The 16,388-nt window shown below is 53.2% G+C and carries 15 protein-coding genes; 2 read left to right on the top strand and 13 right to left on the bottom strand.

Annotated elements, in window-relative coordinates:
- Nucleotides 1–100: 100 nt before the first annotated feature.
- From ACI6NM_RS02695 to plsX, 8 genes are all read right to left on the bottom strand, one after another.
- Nucleotides 101–739, bottom strand: a complete 639-nt coding sequence (locus ACI6NM_RS02695; protein WP_262427871.1) for a cytidylate kinase-like family protein — start codon at nucleotides 737–739, stop codon at nucleotides 101–103.
- Between the two features lie 140 nt (nucleotides 740–879).
- On the bottom strand, nucleotides 880–2,130 hold the full coding sequence (locus tag ACI6NM_RS02690) for a chloride channel protein (protein ID WP_215653243.1): 1,251 nt from the start codon (nucleotides 2,128–2,130) through the stop codon (nucleotides 880–882).
- 72 nt (nucleotides 2,131–2,202) lie between these two features.
- Complete coding sequence (gene ilvA / locus ACI6NM_RS02685; protein ID WP_158358706.1) at nucleotides 2,203–3,429, bottom strand: threonine ammonia-lyase; 1,227 nt, start codon at nucleotides 3,427–3,429, stop codon at nucleotides 2,203–2,205.
- Between the two features lie 11 nt (nucleotides 3,430–3,440).
- The gene (ftsY, locus tag ACI6NM_RS02680) at nucleotides 3,441–4,388 is read right to left on the bottom strand and encodes a signal recognition particle-docking protein FtsY (RefSeq protein ID WP_262427872.1); all 948 of its coding nucleotides are present in this window, start codon (nucleotides 4,386–4,388) and stop codon (nucleotides 3,441–3,443) included.
- Between the two features lie 13 nt (nucleotides 4,389–4,401).
- Complete coding sequence (gene smc, locus ACI6NM_RS02675; protein ID WP_262427873.1) at nucleotides 4,402–7,962, bottom strand: chromosome segregation protein SMC; 3,561 nt, start codon at nucleotides 7,960–7,962, stop codon at nucleotides 4,402–4,404.
- Nucleotides 7,963–7,974: 12 nt separating this feature from the next.
- A complete protein-coding gene (gene rnc / locus ACI6NM_RS02670) occupies nucleotides 7,975–8,649 on the bottom strand; it encodes a ribonuclease III (RefSeq protein WP_416782516.1) in 675 nt (224 codons plus the stop codon).
- Between the two features lie 120 nt (nucleotides 8,650–8,769).
- Nucleotides 8,770–9,000 carry an acyl carrier protein gene (gene acpP / locus ACI6NM_RS02665; RefSeq protein ID WP_022272903.1) on the bottom strand — a complete coding sequence of 77 codons (231 nt, stop codon included), beginning with the start codon at nucleotides 8,998–9,000 and terminating at the stop codon, nucleotides 8,770–8,772.
- Nucleotides 9,001–9,044: 44 nt separating this feature from the next.
- Entirely contained in the window at nucleotides 9,045–10,064 is a 1,020-nt protein-coding gene (plsX, locus tag ACI6NM_RS02660; protein WP_022272902.1) for a phosphate acyltransferase PlsX, read from the bottom strand.
- Nucleotides 10,065–10,273: 209 nt separating this feature from the next.
- Between plsX and ilvB the strand changes: the two genes are divergently transcribed.
- Nucleotides 10,274–11,896: a biosynthetic-type acetolactate synthase large subunit gene (gene ilvB, locus ACI6NM_RS02655; protein ID WP_438501022.1), complete on the top strand. Its 1,623-nt coding sequence runs from the start codon at nucleotides 10,274–10,276 to the stop codon at nucleotides 11,894–11,896.
- Nucleotides 11,897–11,909: 13 nt separating this feature from the next.
- On the top strand, nucleotides 11,910–12,389 hold the full coding sequence (gene ilvN, locus ACI6NM_RS02650) for an acetolactate synthase small subunit (protein ID WP_022272900.1): 480 nt from the start codon (nucleotides 11,910–11,912) through the stop codon (nucleotides 12,387–12,389).
- A gap of 49 nt (nucleotides 12,390–12,438) precedes the next feature.
- Here ilvN and rpmF read toward each other — a convergent pair whose 3' ends face one another.
- Genes rpmF through ACI6NM_RS02625 form a run of 5 tightly spaced genes read right to left on the bottom strand, consistent with a single transcriptional unit; the run spans nucleotide 12,439 to nucleotide 16,386 of the window.
- Nucleotides 12,439–12,621 carry a 50S ribosomal protein L32 gene (gene rpmF / locus ACI6NM_RS02645; protein WP_022272899.1) on the bottom strand — a complete coding sequence of 61 codons (183 nt, stop codon included), beginning with the start codon at nucleotides 12,619–12,621 and terminating at the stop codon, nucleotides 12,439–12,441.
- A 2-nt stretch (nucleotides 12,622–12,623) separates the two neighbouring features.
- Nucleotides 12,624–13,151, bottom strand: a complete 528-nt coding sequence (locus ACI6NM_RS02640) for a YceD family protein (RefSeq protein WP_022272898.1) — start codon at nucleotides 13,149–13,151, stop codon at nucleotides 12,624–12,626.
- A gap of 52 nt (nucleotides 13,152–13,203) precedes the next feature.
- Complete coding sequence (locus ACI6NM_RS02635; protein ID WP_262427876.1) at nucleotides 13,204–14,745, bottom strand: amino acid adenylation domain-containing protein; 1,542 nt, start codon at nucleotides 14,743–14,745, stop codon at nucleotides 13,204–13,206.
- 1 nt (nucleotide 14,746) lies between these two features.
- Nucleotides 14,747–15,274 (bottom strand): hypothetical protein, encoded by a 528-nt coding sequence (locus ACI6NM_RS02630; RefSeq protein ID WP_262427877.1) that lies wholly within the window; start codon nucleotides 15,272–15,274, stop codon nucleotides 14,747–14,749.
- 38 nt (nucleotides 15,275–15,312) lie between these two features.
- Nucleotides 15,313–16,386 carry an SGNH/GDSL hydrolase family protein gene (locus ACI6NM_RS02625; protein ID WP_262427878.1) on the bottom strand — a complete coding sequence of 358 codons (1,074 nt, stop codon included), beginning with the start codon at nucleotides 16,384–16,386 and terminating at the stop codon, nucleotides 15,313–15,315.
- Nucleotides 16,387–16,388: the final 2 nt, after the last annotated feature.

Raw genomic sequence — 16,388 nt, 5'->3', positions numbered from 1 at the left:
TTCTTAAATTCTTTCTTAATTTTTTTTGCCTGTCCGCAAAAAAAGCCTCCGCAGCCATCCGGCTTCTGCCGGGACTGGGTAGGCTTTTTTATCTGTCCTTTTACTTTATTTTTGCATATTCCTGCTTGATCCTAGCAAATTCCCGGATGACCTTTATGGCTCCGTCTGCTCCGGTTTTGCTGCTGTTGATGCAAAGGTCATAGCTTTTTGAATCTCCCCAGCGCTTGCTGGAGTAATAATTATAATAGCTGGCCCTCTTCTTATCGGTCTTGATCATAACATCCCTGGCCTGGGCTTCAGAGATCTGATGGCGTTCCATCAGAGTCCGGATCTTTACATCCTCATCCGCGGTAATAAATACAGAGACCACATTGGGGAATTCTGCCAGGGCATAATCGGCGCAGCGGCCGATGATCACACAGGATTCCTCCGAGGCCAGCTGCTTGATCGTATCGAACTGAGCCAGAAAGATCTTATGGTTGATGGGCATATCCATATAAGCGGAATTTGTATATCCCAGGGAGTATGTATCCATCACAAGGGAATATAAAAAGCTGCTGGTGGGTTTTTCATCATGTGTCTCAAACAGTTCTCTGCAGAGTCCGCTCTTTTTCGCCGCCAGGGTAAGAAGCTCCTTGTCGTAGCATTTAACACCCATCTCTTCTGCCAGCTTCTGTCCGATATGTCTGCCTCCGCTTCCGCATTCTCTGCCAATGGTAATAATTAATTTATCACTCATATCCCACAGCTCCTCTCTGCAATTGCAAGTCTATAACATATATTATACAGTGTTTTCGGAATATTGCAAGATATTTTCTAAAAAAATAGAGGGCTTTCCAGGGTAATATCCGCCTCCCTGAAGCCCTCTGCTGCAAAAGACTAATGAGCCTTTCGATTGATAAATTCAGTCCTCGTCTTGGAATAGGTAAATTTCTGGCTGCTGTACAGACCATAATAACCGGAAAGAGCAAAGCTTACAGATACGGCCAGGGCAAAATATTTCATCCCCTCAAACCCAAACAGCTCAAACCCCATAAATATGGTGGCCACCGGACAGTTGGTCACACCGGCAAACAGGGCCAGCATACCGCAGGCCGCGCACAGGGACGGCTCAAAGCCCAAAAAATTTCCGAAGGCTGCGCCCATGGTCGCCCCCACTGCCAGGGTCGGGACGATCTCTCCGCCCTTAAAGCCGCCGCCCAGGGCGACTGCAGTAAAAAGCATTTTTAACAGAAAGGCCTCATAGGGAACATTTCCCTCCATGGCGGCCTCCACCAGGTTAAAGCCAGCTCCGCAGTATTCCCGCCCGAATACCAGAGAAAGGCCGATGAACAGGGCGGATGCCGTGAGGATCCGGGCATAGACATTCTGCAGCTTTGCCTTATAAAGCTTCTGGACCTCATGAAGCAGGATGCAGAAGCATACGCTGACAAAGGCGCCCAAAAGAGCCAGGAGCACAATGAGAGCCGCCGGCTTAAGGGAAAATTCCGGTACATGAAGGATGGTAAAGGCTTCTCCATGGAGCCCCAGCCTGGAGGAGATGAAGGAGCCGATAAAGGCGGAAAACACACAGGGAACAAGAGCCGCGTAATACGCAACTCCGACGCTGATCACTTCCATCCCAAACATGGAGGCGGCCAGGGGAGTCCCGAAAATAGCTCCGAAGCAGCCGCTCATGCCGCTCATGATTGCAACCTTTTTATCCCGCTCATCCATATGAAAAAGACCGCCCAGGGTATTTCCAATGCATCCCCCGATCTGCAGCGCCGCCCCCTCTTTGCCTGCGGAAGCGCCTGTCAGATGGCTCAGGATGGTGGAAATAAAAATACAGGGCAGCGTGGAAAAACGGATCTGCTCCGTGGAGGAAATGGATTCCAGGATCAGATTGGTCCCCTTATTTCCCACCTGGTCCAGGGCCTTATGCACCAGTACGATGAGGATGCCGGATACAGGCATCAGAAAGAGCATAAATGGATTCTCGCGGAAAAACTGCTGGGAATAAGCAACACCAAACCCGAAGGCTGTTCCCACCAGGCCGCAGACCGTTCCCATCAGGAGGGAAATAAGCGTCCAGCGTACAAAGTAAACGCCGTTCCTTACGATCCCCGGCAGATCTTCTCTTGTATTCATAATCATATCCCCTTTTGCTCCGGCCTGCGGTATCTGGAACAGGCCGGAATTTCATACCAGATCTTCTCCGGCCTACATATAGATCCTGGAGGTCCGCTCCGCAGACGGAGCATATCCAGCGTCCTCCAGGGCCTGGAGGATCTGCTTTTTATGCTCCGTTCCAAAGGTTTCCATGGTGATGGTGAGAAGGACCCCGGCAGAACGGTTTACATTGGCAAATACGTTATGATCCAGCTTGATCACATTTCCCTGGAGCTTTGCGATCAGGGCAGATACGTCGGCCAGCTGGCCCGGCTTATCGGGCAGCATCACAGAAACTGTAAAAATACGGTCCCGCAGGATCAGGCCATTCTGGACCACAGTGGCCATGGTCAGCACATCCATATTGCCGCCGCTTAAAACAGAGACTACCTTCTTTCCCTTGAAATCCAGATGCTTTAAGGCAGCCACCGTTAAAAGTCCGGAATTTTCCACGATCATCTTGTGGTTTTCCGCCATGTCCAGGAAGGACAGGGTCAGCTCAGAGTCCTCAATGGTGATCACCTCATCCACATTGGCCTGGAGATAGGGAAAAAGCTTATCGCCGGGCGTTTGTACTGCCGTACCGTCGGCAATGGTGTTGATGGCCGGAACAGATACCACCTTCCCGGCTTCCAGGGAGGCCTTTAAGCAGGCGGCTCCTGCCGGTTCCACAGCAATGACCTTTACCTTAGGGTTCAGAAGCTTTGCCAGGGTGGAAACTCCTGTGCAGAGCCCGCCGCCGCCCACAGGCACCAGGATATAATCCACGGTGGGAAGCTCCTTTATGATCTCCATGGCGATGCTTCCCTGGCCTGTGGCGATCTGAAGGTCATTGAAGGGATGAACGAAGGTATAGCCGTGCTCCTCGGCCAGCTCATATGCATGGGCACAGGCCTCGTCAAATACATTCCCGGACAGCACCACATCGGCTCCCAGGCTTTTCGTGCGGTTGACCTTGATCAGAGGGGTCGTCACCGGCATCACCACTGTGGCCTTTACGCCTGCCAGCCTGGCCGCATAGGCCACGCCCTGGGCATGGTTTCCCGCAGAGGCAGTGATCAGCCCCTTCTCCTTTTCCTGGTCTGAAAGCTGGCTGATCTTATAGTAAGCGCCCCGGACCTTATAAGCGCCGGTCCGCTGCATGTTTTCCGGCTTAAAATATACCTTGTTTCCAGACAGGCTTGAGAAGTATTCGCTGAAGATCAGCTTCGTTTCCTGGGTCACTTTTTCAACGATCTCCGACGCTTCCTCAAATTTTTCCAGTGTGAGCTCCTTCATTTCCATTGGCTTTATTCTCCTTTATTTCTGGTATCAGACTGAAACAGCGCGTTTACAAAATCCCCCGAGCTGAACTTCTGCAGATCGTCGATCTTCTCTCCGACTCCCACGTATTTCACCGGAATGCCTAATTCCGACTGGATGGCAACGGCGATGCCGCCCTTGGCAGTTCCGTCCAGCTTGGTCAGGATGATGCCCGTGATGGGGGCAGCCTCCATGAACTGGCGCGCCTGTACCAGGGCATTCTGGCCGGTGGTGCCGTCAAGGACCACCAGGGTCTCCCGGTATGCCTCCGGATACTCCTTATCAATGATCCGGTTGATCTTTTTCAGCTCTTCCATCAGATTTTTCTTATTGTGGAGACGGCCGGCGGTGTCACAGATCAGAACATCGGCATTCCTGGACTTTGCGGCGGCAATGGCATCATAGATCACGGCTGCCGGGTCCGATCCCTCCTTCTGGGCGATCAGATCCACGCCGGCCCGGTCAGCCCACTCGGAGAGCTGTTCGATGGCAGCGGCCCGGAAGGTATCGGCAGCTGCCAGGATCACCCGCTTTCCGTCGGACTTCAGCTGGTCGGCCAGTTTTCCGATGGAGGTGGTCTTTCCTACACCATTGACGCCGATCACCAGGACCACGGATTTCCTGTGTTCAAATTCATACGCGTTTTCGCCCAGGTCCATTTTTTTCCGGATGCTGTCGATGAGCACCTGGCGGCACTGGGCCGGATCCTTGATGTGCTGCTCCTTCACGGCCTTTTTTAATTCTTCCAGCACAGACATGGTGGTCTGGATCCCCATATCTCCCATGATGAGAGTCTCCTCCAGCTCCTCATAAAAGTCCTCGTCTATGGCTGAAAAGCCGGAAAAGATCGAATCCATACCGGAAACGATGTTTTCCCTTGTTTTTGTAAGTCCGGCTACCAGACGGGAAAAAAATCCCTTTTTCTTCTCTTCCATGGATATCCTCCTACTATTTATCTAAATCGTTTTCGATCAGGCTTACAGATACCAGCGTGGAAACGCCTTTTTCCTGCATGGTGATCCCATAAAGCCGGTCTGCGGCCACCATGGTGCCGCGCCGGTGGGTGATGACGATGAACTGGGTGTGCTTTGTCAGTTTGTGCAGATATTTTGCGTACCGGTCCACGTTGGAGTCATCCAGGGCCGCCTCGATCTCGTCCAGAAGACAGAACGGGGAAGGCTTCAGGTTCTGGATCGCAAATAAGAGCGCAATGGCTGTCAGAGCTTTTTCTCCTCCGGACATCTGCATCATGTTCTGCAGCTTCTTTCCAGGAGGCTGTGAGATGATCTGGATCCCGGCCTCCAGGATGTCCTCGTCCTCCATCAGCTCCAGGGAGCCGTGGCCGCCGCCGAACAGCTCCTTAAATACCCGGTCAAACTCCGCACGGATCAGGGCGAACCGTTCTGTGAACTGGCGCCGCATGCCAGTGTCCAGCTCCTCGATGATCTGGTAAAGGGCCTCCTGGGCAGTGACCAGGTCCTGGTGCTGGGTCTTCATAAATTCATACCGTTCAGAAAGCTCCCGGTAATCCTCAATGGCGTTGACGTTGACATTTCCCAGGGCACGGATCCTGTTTTTCCTCTCAGTGATCTGATTTTTCATCTCTGGTACGGAAACCAGGCTGTCGTCTCTCAGCTCCTGGGCAGCGGTCCGTGTCAGCTCATACTCGCTCCACATATATTCCACGGAGGAGTCCCGTTTTTCTTCCTGCTTTTCTTTCTGTCCCTGCAGGCGGAACAGCTCCTTGTCCAGCCTGGAAAGCCGGTCAGAAAGGGCTTCCCTCCGGGCAAAGAAATCCTTTTGTCCAGCGCCCAGGGCTTCCTTTTCCTGTCTGGCCCCTTCGGCTTCCTTCATGAACGTTCCGGCCTCCTCCTGGACCGCACAGATCTGTTGCTTTATGGCTTCGATCTCCAGGAGCCGCTCCTTTACGGCCTGTTCGCTGTCTCCGGAGCCGGAGTCCAGGGCCTTTTGTTCAGCCAGGAGCCTTCCGGTCTCCTCCTCAAGACGGCTGAGGTTCTGGTCCAGGAACGAATCCTGCTGCTTCAGACCAGCGGCCTCCAGCTGGATCTGGGAAAGGGCCCTGGAGGCCTTTTCCCGCTGGTTTCTCGCCGCCTCAAGAAGCACTCCATCGGATGTGATCGCCTCGTTTCTGGCGGTATTTTCTGCCTCCAGCTCCTCCATGGATGCCAGGAGTCCGGCGATATTCCTTCGGATCTCACGCATCTGCTCCTCCAGCTGGCGGTTTTCCAGGTTCATGTCTGCGGAGGATTCTGTCAGCTCCTCCTTCTTCTGGTTCAGCTGCCGCAGGGACAGCTTTGCCGTATTCTGCTCCAGATACCGGGCCTGGAGAGAGGTCCGGACACTGGAAAGGCTGCTGTTCTTTTCCTCCAGGAGGGCTTCCTGGAAGACCAGCTCCTTCTGGATCCGGTCCACTGCCAGGAGAGCTTTTTTACAGGCCTCCTCCATTTCCTCCATCTCTCTTCTCCGTCCCAGGAGATTGCTGGAATTTTTAAAGGCGCCGCCGCTCATGGAGCCGCCGGGACTTAAAAGATCGCCCTCGGGCGTTACCATGCGGATGGAGTGACGGTATTTCCGGGCAATGGCAATGGCATGGTCCATATGATCCACCACCAGGACCCGCCCCAGGAGATACTGGACCAGTCCCTTATATTCATCCCTTGTTTTCACCAGATCGGCAGCTACGCCGATGGCTCCAGGCTCCTTAAGGGCCTGTGGCTCTGGAAATCCTCCCCGGCCGGAAACGGCGGTCAGGGGAAGGAAGGTGGCCCGTCCGTACCGGTTCTTTTTCAGATGACCTATCAGGATCTTGGCTGTCTCCTCGGAGTCAGTGACCACATTCTGGATGCTTCCTCCCAGGGCCGTTTCAATGGCCGTCTCGTATTCCTTCGGAACGTCCAGAAGGTCTGCCACGACTCCGTGGATCCCCCGGACACGGTCGCGGCATTCCATGACCCTCCGGATGCTGTTTCCATAACCGTCGTACCGCTCCGCCAGGTTCCTTAAGGATTCCAGGCGGGTATAGGAGGTGTGGTATTCCTGCTGGGCGTTGTTGAGATTTTTATTGAGGCGTGCGATCTGTCCGGCCGCCTCTCTTGCCTCCCCTTCCAGTATCTCGCCCTCTGTGACCAGGGTCTCGATGGCCTGGTTCACAGAGGCTAAGGCCTTTTCCTGCTCCTGGATCTGACCATCCCAGGCCTCCTCGTCGGTCTTTACCTTTAAGAGCTTCTGGGCCACCTCTGAACGGCGCACCTGGACCTGCTCCAAAAGGGTATCGTACCGCTGCTTCTTTACAGAAAGACCGGAGCGTTCATTGAGCGCTCCGATCAACGCCGCTTTTCCGTCCTCAATGGATCTTTCAAGGCCGGATACACGGGAAGAAGCCTGCTCCAGCTGGTCTTCTCCCTCACGGAGCCGCTTCTCCATGGCCTCCACCTGGATCTTAAGCTGCTGCTTTTCTTCCTGATGGCGGCTTCTGTCCCTTTCTTTTTCCTGAAGCTCTGATTCAATGGCAGCGATCCGGCTCCGGATATGCTCGGCGTTCATTTCCTCGGCACGGATCTGTTCATTGAGCACGCTGATCCGGCCCTCCAGGTTCCTGGCGTTCATCCGCGCCTCATTTCCCAGAGCCTGCTTTTCGGTGATGGTCTGGTCCAGGGCCGCGATGTTTTCAGCGATCCGGTCATACTCTTCCTTTAACTGCTCTGATTCCTGCCTGGATTCCTCCATATGGCTGCTTACGATCCGGCTCTTTTCCTCCAGCTCCCGTAAGGTCCGGTCCGTATCCTCCATTTCTGTCAGGAACAGGTTCACATCGAACCGCTTCATCTCCTCCCTGAGCCGGAGGTATTCCCTGGCTGATGCGGCCTGCTTTTCCAGAGGCCCCACCTGCTTTTCCAGTTCTCCCAGGATGTCGGAGACCCGGACCAGGTTCTGCTTTTCGTCCTCTAATTTTTTCTGGGCAATGGCCTTTCTCCGCTTGAACTTTACGATCCCGGCAGCCTCATCAAAAAGCTCCCTCCGTTCCTCCGGCCGGCCGCTTAAGATCTTATCGATCTGGCCCTGGCCGATGATGGAATAACCTTCCTTTCCGATCCCTGTGTCATAAAACAGCTCGTTGATATCCTTTAAGCGGCACGGGCTCCCATTGAGGAGGTACTCGCTCTCTCCAGACCGGTAGATCCGCCGGGAAACTGTGACCTGGTCAAAATCAATGGCCAGCTTGTGATCGGAGTTATCCAGGGTAATGGCCACATAGGCAAAGCCCTGGGGCTTCCTGGTCTCCGTGCCGGAGAAGATCACGTCCTGCATGGAAGCGCTTCTTAACTGCTTGACCTTCTGCTCTCCCAGGACCCAGCGGACTGCATCGGCCACATTGCTCTTTCCGCTGCCGTTGGGTCCCACGATCCCTGTGATGCCGTTATGAAATTCAAATACGATCTTATTGGCAAAGGATTTGAATCCCTGTACTTCTATGGTTTTTAAATACATACTGCACCTTTTCTACTGGTCTGTTTTTTTCAGCTGGCAGATCCCCCGGTAGGCGGCAAGCTGCTCTGCGGCCTTTTTCGTGCGGCCAGCGCCGCGGCCGATCTCGTGGGAACCGATCTTTGCACAGACCTCAAAGGTCTTATTGTGGTCCGGTCCCTCTTCCCTTATAAGCTCATAGGTCAGAGGATCCTTAAAATCCGCCTGTACGATCTCCTGTAAAATAGTTTTGCTATCGTAAAAGAGCTGTTTATGCTCAATATCGTTTAAAATAAAACGATGAATGAACTCTTTTGCGTTAGCAAGACCACCGTCCAGGTAAATGGCTCCGATCACCGCCTCCATGGCGTCGGAAACCACCGAAGGCCGCTTTCTTCCGCCGGTCATGTCCTCGCCCTTTCCAAGGATCAGATAGTCGCCCAGGGAAATGGCTTCGGCGCAGTAAGCCAGAGCCGGTTCGCATACCAGGCTGGCCCGGAGCTTCGTCATCTCGCCCTCCGGCATGTCCGGGTGGTTCAAAAACAGGAATTCGCTGCTGACCACCTCAAGGACCGCGTCTCCCAGAAATTCCAGGCGTTCGTTGCACCTTTTTTTATCCCAGTGGCGCTCATTGGCATAGGAGCTGTGGGTCAGGGCATGGGGAAGAAGGTGCTCGTTTTTAAAGGTATATCCGATGATCTCCTCCAGCATTTTCAATTTTTTATCCAAGAATGTTTCCTCCTTATAATGGAAAATGGAGCTGGAGCAAAAGAGTCGTATCTGAGTATCCCTTTTGCAGCAGCCCCTGATTTCCGGGATTTCCGGAAAGGTTTAATTTAATGCGTTTTTGATCTGCTCTACGGCGTCGCCTACGCTGACGATCTTTTCAGCAGCCTCTGTGGGGATCTCGATATCGAACTCCTCCTCAATGCCCATGATGATCTGGAATACATCCAGGGAGTCGGCTCCCAGGTCGTCCACGAAGGTGGTGTTCATTGTGATCTCGTCGGCATCAATATTTAACACCTCTGCAATGATCTGCTGTAATTTTTCAAATTCCATAAAAATTTCCATCCTCTCTGTTCTATTATATATTAATTTTAATTTTATGGCTCTTTTATATCCTCTTCCCTCGGGGACAGGCACTGGCCGATCTTTTCGCTGATGGCCTGCTCTTTAAAGGCAATACACTGGATAATAGAGTTCTTCACCTCATTGGCTTTGGAGCTTCCATGGGTCTTCACAACCAGGCCCTTAAGCCCCAGAAGGGGCGCTCCGCCATACTGGGAGGCGTCGAAGCTCTTTAAGGTGGATTTTAAAGCTGGCTTGATGAGAAGGGCGCCGATCTTTGACCGGAGGGAGGACATCATTCCTTTTTTGATCATGGAGATCATGGTGGCTCCCACGCCTTCATAAAGCTTTAAGATCACATTGCCCACAAAGGCCTCGCAGACGATCACATCGGCTCCTCCGTGGGGGATCTCCCGGGCTTCAATGCTTCCGATGAAGTTGATCCCCGGACATTCCTTAAGGAGCGGGAAGGTCTCCTTTACCAGGGCATTTCCCTTTTCCTCCTCTGCTCCGATGTTGACGATGGCCACCCGGGGCCGTTTTACGCCCATGACATGTTCCATATAAATGGAGCCCATCTGGGCAAACTGTACCAGGTGGGACGGTCTGGCGTCCACGTTGGCACCGCAGTCAATAAGAAGGGAAAATCCCTTTTCCGTGGGGATCAGAGGAGCCAGCGGAGGCCGCTCTACACCTTTGATCCTACCCACGATCACCTGGCCGCCCACTAAAATGGCTCCGGAGCTTCCGGCGGAAACAAAGCCGTCGGCCTCTCCGCGCTTTACCAGGTTCATTCCCACCACAATGGAAGAATCCTTTTTCTTCCGGATGGCGTTGACCGGGGGTTCTCCAGTCTCAATGACCTCGGAGGCCGGGACGATCTCGATCTGTTCTTTTTTATAAGTATATTTTTCCAGCTCTTTTTTAATGATATCTTCCTGTCCGGTGAGACAGACTGTGATATCCGGCCGTTCAGAGACGGCCTCCACAGCGCCCTTTACAATCTCAGAAGGCGCATTGTCGCCGCCCATGGCGTCTACTGCAATCTTTATCATAGTATTGGCTCCCTGTCTAAATCTACCAATAATATACTAGATAGCTTGTATAAAATCAATAGGTTTTTTTGTACAAAAGCTCCGCGGTCTATATTTGTGAACATCTTTCCGGCCTGCACAGGCCCAGGATCCCACAATATTCTTGACACTTCCCGCAAGACTCCTTATAATCGAAAAAAAATCGAATCGCACGTTTAGGAGGAAAAAGCATGAATGGTGCAGCAGCAATGGTCCGGTGCCTTGAAGCAGAGGGGATCACCAGGATCTTCGGTTATCCGGGGGTGGCCATCGCCCCGTTCTATGAGGAGGTCTTTGCCTCCGGCTCCATCGAACACGTTCTGGTCCGCCAGGAACAGGCTGCCGGCCACGCAGCCAGCGGTTATGCAAGGATCGCCAGGAAACCGGCGGTCTGTGTCACCTCGTCCGGTCCAGGCGCCGCCAATCTGATCACAGCCCTGGCCACGGCCTATGCCGACAGCATCCCCATGGTGGCTATCACGGGGCAGGTAAACAGCAGTCTCCTGGGACGGGACGTGTTCCAGGAGGCTGATATGAGAGGTGCCACAGAATCCTTTGTTAAATACAGCTATCTGGTTAAGAACCCGGATGAGATCCCCAGGATCATGAAGGAGGCCTTTTATATCGCGTCCACAGGCCGAAAGGGCCCGGTCCTCATCGACATTCCCTGCGACGTACAGATGGCGTCATTAAAAAAGCCCTTCTCCTATCCCCAGGAGGTGAAGATCCGGGGCTATAAGCCCAGTACCCGCGGCAATGACCAGCAGATGAATAAGGTGATCGCAGCCATCCGGAAGGCTGAGCGGCCTCTGGTGTGTGCCGGAGGAGGAGTGATCCTGGGCAATGCGGAGGCGTGTCTCCGGCGGTTCTGCGAAAAAAACCAGATCCCGCTGGTGACCACGATGATGGGCATCGGCGTTCTTCCCAAGGCCCATCCCCTGTACTTTGGAATGCTGGGGAACAACGGAAAGCCCTATGCCAACCGGGCCGTATCCGCCAGCGATCTTCTGATCATCGTGGGAGCCAGGATCGCGGACCGGGCCGTTCCCAGGCCCCAGCACCTGGAAAAACAGGTGAACATCATCCACATTGACATCGATACGGCTGAGATCGGGAAAAACCTCGGTCCCACGATCCCTCTGGTGGGGGATGCAGGGGAGATCTTCGAGCGTCTTCTGGAAGAGGATTTTTCCCTGGACATGGATCCCTGGATCCGGGAGCTTACAGAGATCAAGAAAAGCACCGTGGACCACCGGACCTTCAGCAGCCGTCTGGTGAATCCCAATCTCCTGGTGCAGCGTTTATCGGAAAAAATGGAAGCAGACGCCGTCTATGTGGCAGATGTGGGACAGAATCAGCTCTGGTCTGCGGACAACTATGTGATGAAAAACGGACGGTTCCTTACCACAGGCGGCATGGGTACCATGGGCTACTCCATCCCGGCGGCCATTGGAGCCAAAATGTGCCGGCCAGAGGCCCAGGTGGTGGCGGTCTGCGGCGACGGCTCCTTCCAGATGTCCATGTACGAGCTGGGCACCATTGCCGTCAACCGGCTTCCCTTGAAGATCCTGGTGGTCCAGAATGAATTTCTGGGGCTGGTGCGGGAGCATCAGGAAAAGACCTATGACGGCCATTATTTCGGTGTGCAGCTGTACGATTATCCTCGTTATGATAAGATTGCAGAGGCATATGATATGGAATACTTTTCCTGTAACAGCAACGAAGATCTGGACCAGGTCCTGGACGGTTTTTTAGCCTGTGACCGCGCCTGCATCATGGTCTGCCGGGTCGACAGCGCCAATAACACCAAATAGGGAGGAACACAGCATGAAAGGGATTTTTTCCGTACTGGTAGAAAATAAAGACGGCGTTCTGTCCCAGATCTCGGGACTTTTCGCCAGAAGGGCTTTTAACATCGACAGTCTGGCCGTGGGTGTGACGGAACGAAAGGATATTTCCAGTATGACCATCGTTTCCACAGGGGACCAGAGGACCATCGACCAGATCGAAAAGCATCTGAATAAAAAGCTGGATGTGATCAAGGTCCGCAGGCTGGAGGAGACAAAATGTGTTCTTCTGGAAATGATGCTCATGAAGGTCTCCTACTCCCAGACCAACCGGGCCTCCCTGATCGAGCTCTGCAGCGTCATGGGTGCAAAGATCGTCCATGTATCCGCTAAAAATATGGTCATCGAATTTCATGCCGCTCCCGACGAGGTGGAAAACTTCATCGAGCTGGCCAGGAGCTTCGGGATCCTGGAATTACAGAGGACAGGGGCCATCTGCATGTCCAGGGACCAGAGATAATAAAAGAAAAACCGCCGGATCCTTCCGACGGTTTTTCTATATCATAAAATTAATCTTCAACTTTAACGATTTCGCGCTTGTTGTAAGAACCGCATGCTTTGCAGACTCTGTGAGGCATCATTAATGCGCCGCATTTGCTGCACTTAACAAGGTTCGGAGCACTCATCTTCCAGTTTGCTCTACGGCTGTCTCTTCTTGCTTTAGAAGATTTGTTCTTTGGACAGATAGACATGGTTACACCTCCTTAAACTGTTTAAAAATATCCTGGATAACTGCCATCCGTGGATCAAGTGACCTGGTATCGCAGCCGCAAGTCCCATAATTGAGATTTGCTCCACATCTATTACAAATCCCTTTGCAATCTTCTTTGCACAGGACCTTCATAGGCAGGTTCAGTGAGAGTTCATTACATACCAGCCGGTCTGCATCCAGATTATAACCAGTCAGGTACGATTGTTCATCCAAATCCTTTACCCGGTCGTCATCGGAAGAACTCATATCCAGTTCCTGGTCAAAGTCTATTTCGCAGGTGTATTCCACCGGCTCCAGACATCTGGCACATGGAATCGTCAGCGTGACCTTCGTCCCGCCCGTTAAAGCCAGCTTCCTGTTTCCAAGATTCTTTACTGTAACGGTCACAGGCTCAGACGACGCCACTGGATATTTTCCGTCGGCTCCCTCATAGGATCTCATTTCCAGAGGGACTGTCCAGGTCCTCTCCTTACCTTCCAGAGTAAAAACTTCAGATAAATTAATCAGCATATTGTCTCTCCTAATACGCACTAAGTTATTATACCCATACAGGCACAATTTGTCAACAAGATTTTATGTTTTTTTCATATTGTTCCTGAAGAAATTTTCGGTCAATTTTCCCGCTGGCATTCCTGGGAAGGGGATCCAGATACACATACCGGCTGGGGAGCATATACCTGGGAAGCTGCTGCGACAGGCTGGAGGAAATAGTCTTCCTGTCCGTTTCCGTGCCGTCGTAAAAAAACAGGATCCTCTGCTTTTTCTGGTCATAGACACAGGCGCAGCTGGAGATCTCAGGAACCTTCCCGGCTGCGGCTTCGATCTCTCCCAGTTCGATCCGGTACCCCAGATGCTTGATCTGGTAGTCCGCCCGTCCGCAGAATTCCAGCAGGCCGTCGGTTCCATACCGGACCAGATCCCCGGTCCGGTAGATCATCTCGCGGGCCGCCGGTTCCAGGGGATTTTGTATGAACTTCCTGGCCGTCTGTTCCGGATCCCGGTAATAGCCCGGCCCCACCGCAAAGCCCCGGATACAGAGCTCTCCCGTCTCTGCCATGCCCGGAAGGATCTCCCGGTCCATTTCATCCAGGACCAGGATCCCGGTCCCTCCGCAGGGGCCTCCGATCGGAAGGGTATCGGTCTCTGCATATTCCCGGTCCACCTCATAATAGCAGCACATGTACATTTCTGTGGAGCCATAGAGATTGATATAATGGGCCGACGGCACATGCTCCCTCCAGTAATTCAGCTGGCGCACCGGCATCACCTCCCCCACAAAGAACACATACCGGAGAAATTCCGGCAGGATCTCATCCAGGGCCCGGAAACTGGCGATGGTTCCCAGGGCAAACGGGACCCAGAATACCGTTGTCACACGGTGCTGGTTTAAAAGCGGGATCAGCTTTGCAGGGAACGAAAAATAGCCGGCTGGGATGAAAAAGGAGCTGCAGCCGAACTTCAAGGGGCAGTAAAGGTCATGATCCGCCACCACAAAATGGAGCGGAGCCTGGTTTCCCAGTACGTCGTCCGGTCCCAGATCGAAACGGGATGCCAGCCATTCCAGGTTGTTAAGCACCGTCTGGTGGGTGCCCACAACACCTTTGGGCATACCAGTGGAGCCGCTGGTAAAAAGGATGTAAAGGGGATCTGAGGACTTGATACGGGCCCGCAGGGAGGCCAGAAGGGCCTCGTCGGCCGGACGGGCGGCCAGATCCTCCACAAGAAGGACCGGACAGTCCCCGCAGGCCTCCCGGGCTCTGGCCCCCATAGATCCGGAAGTCAGGACAGCCGCCGGTTCCAGGACCGAAAGGATCCGGTCCATCCGCGCTTCTGGCATAGCCACATCCACAGGACAGTAGCTGCAGCCGCCGTAGGAAACGCCCAGAAGCGAAACGGCCATCAAGACGCTTTTTTCCATGAAAACAGCCACAGGACTGCCTGGGCTCTGCAAAGCAGCGATCCCGGTCCCAATGGAGGCGGCCAGGCGGCGGACCTCCGAAAACTTCATGGAACACGTTTCATCCTCATAGGCCGTCCGCTGGGGAAAGCGGGCAGCGGCTTCCTCCAGAAGCGAAGGTATATTCCTCCGGGCTCTTCCTTCCACGTTATTTTACCGGAACGAGGACGTATTCAATGGCATCCACCGCTCCGTTGGTCATATAAAAGGAGAGCTGACAGTTCCCCAGGGTATAGCGGAGCGTCCCGAAGTCCTCTTTATAGTCCTTACCATAGGCTTTGATCACGTCCTCCTTTTTGGAACCGGTCTGTACGCCTTCCTGGGTGGCCGCCGTACCGGAGCCGCCTGAAATATAAACGGATTCGACACATTCCTTTCCGGATGCCGTGGAGGTGCCCAGCTCAAAATTTTCATAGGTGTAGATCCTGGATTTTCCCTGATAGGCACAGCTGTCCTGCTCAAAGGTACTCTTCGCCTTGCCAAGGGCCTTTAGGATGGGGGCCGCCTCTGCTCCCATGGAGATCACGGTATCTCCGGTCTTAAATGCGCAGGACTCCTCCTTTTTTTCCCCAGCAGCTTCGGTCTTTGACCAGCCAAAGCCGTAAGAGGTGATGGGAGTGACTGCCATGGACACTGCCAGGATGGCTGCGGTCAGGTATTTTCCAGACTTTCTCATAGTAAAAGACTTCCTTTCTTTTGTTTATTAAGCGGGGATCACTGCCCCTGGTAAAATTGCTTTAAATAGCCGAGCCGGGAAAATTCCTCCTCCTGCTCTGCTTTTTTCTCATCATAAACGCGGCACTTCTCTTCCCACCGGACCGCCAGCGCCTCTTCCTGACGGCGGTCGGAAACGCCAGGGACCTTAAGAAGCTCCGGTCCCAGGAACCGGGCCACCTTTTCCGCGCCGTACACGTTCATGTGGATGCCTCCGTCATAGGTGTCATGGGAAAAATCGATCCCAATGGCTTCCGGCTCCTTCATGCAGTTTATGTACAGCAGACCATGATCTGCGGCATACCGGGCGATCTGCTGGTCCCATTGGTCATACCAGGCCGGATACAGGGCCGGAGCCTTCATGAGGATCAGGGAGATGCCCTTTTCTTCACATAAAAGCCGGATCTTTTCCAGATAGTCCCAGCACCGCGGATCGAAGGAATAATCAGACCGCCTCCTGGCGGCGGGAAACTCCCCTGCCGGCCGGATATCAGCCCTCATATAATATCCATTATGGGATACGGTCCCTCTGTCCCAGAAATAAGTAAAGTCCTCTTTTTCCAGCTCCTTCCATCTGGAATGGAAGCGTAAAAGCGGGAATATATATTCGATGACATGCTCGTCCTCCATTTTTGTGGCCTGTATGGCCTTCCATTTGGATGGGGACCACCGCATGCCGTCCAGGGTCATACGGTTGTAGCTTTCATTGTCCTGACTGAAATTCGTCATGGAAGACACCGAAAGCACCACCACGCCCGGAACTTCATATTTAAGAGCATCCTCCAGAAGATAATAGGACTGGGCCATGAGCTGGTTTGCATTTCCGCGGATATAGCTGGAAATTCCGAACTCCCTCCAGAGAACTGCCGGAGAGATATTCTCATAGGCTTCGCAGTTTCCCAGGATCAGAACATCATGGTCCGGTACTTCCTTATAATATTCTCCTGTGAGATTCCCTTCCACGACCATTCCCATATACTTGGGGACCAGAAGCCGCTGGACAGCCCAGAGGACCAGAAGGGAGATGGCTGCGGCCAGAAGAACAAAAAGCGCATTTATTTTTTTCCTTTTCATGC

Source organism: Pilosibacter sp. YYHA0881 (genome assembly GCF_051602715.1).
Lineage (GTDB): Bacteria > Bacillota > Clostridia > Lachnospirales > Lachnospiraceae > Alitiscatomonas > Alitiscatomonas aceti.
This window is presented reverse-complemented; position numbering and strand designations above follow the sequence as displayed.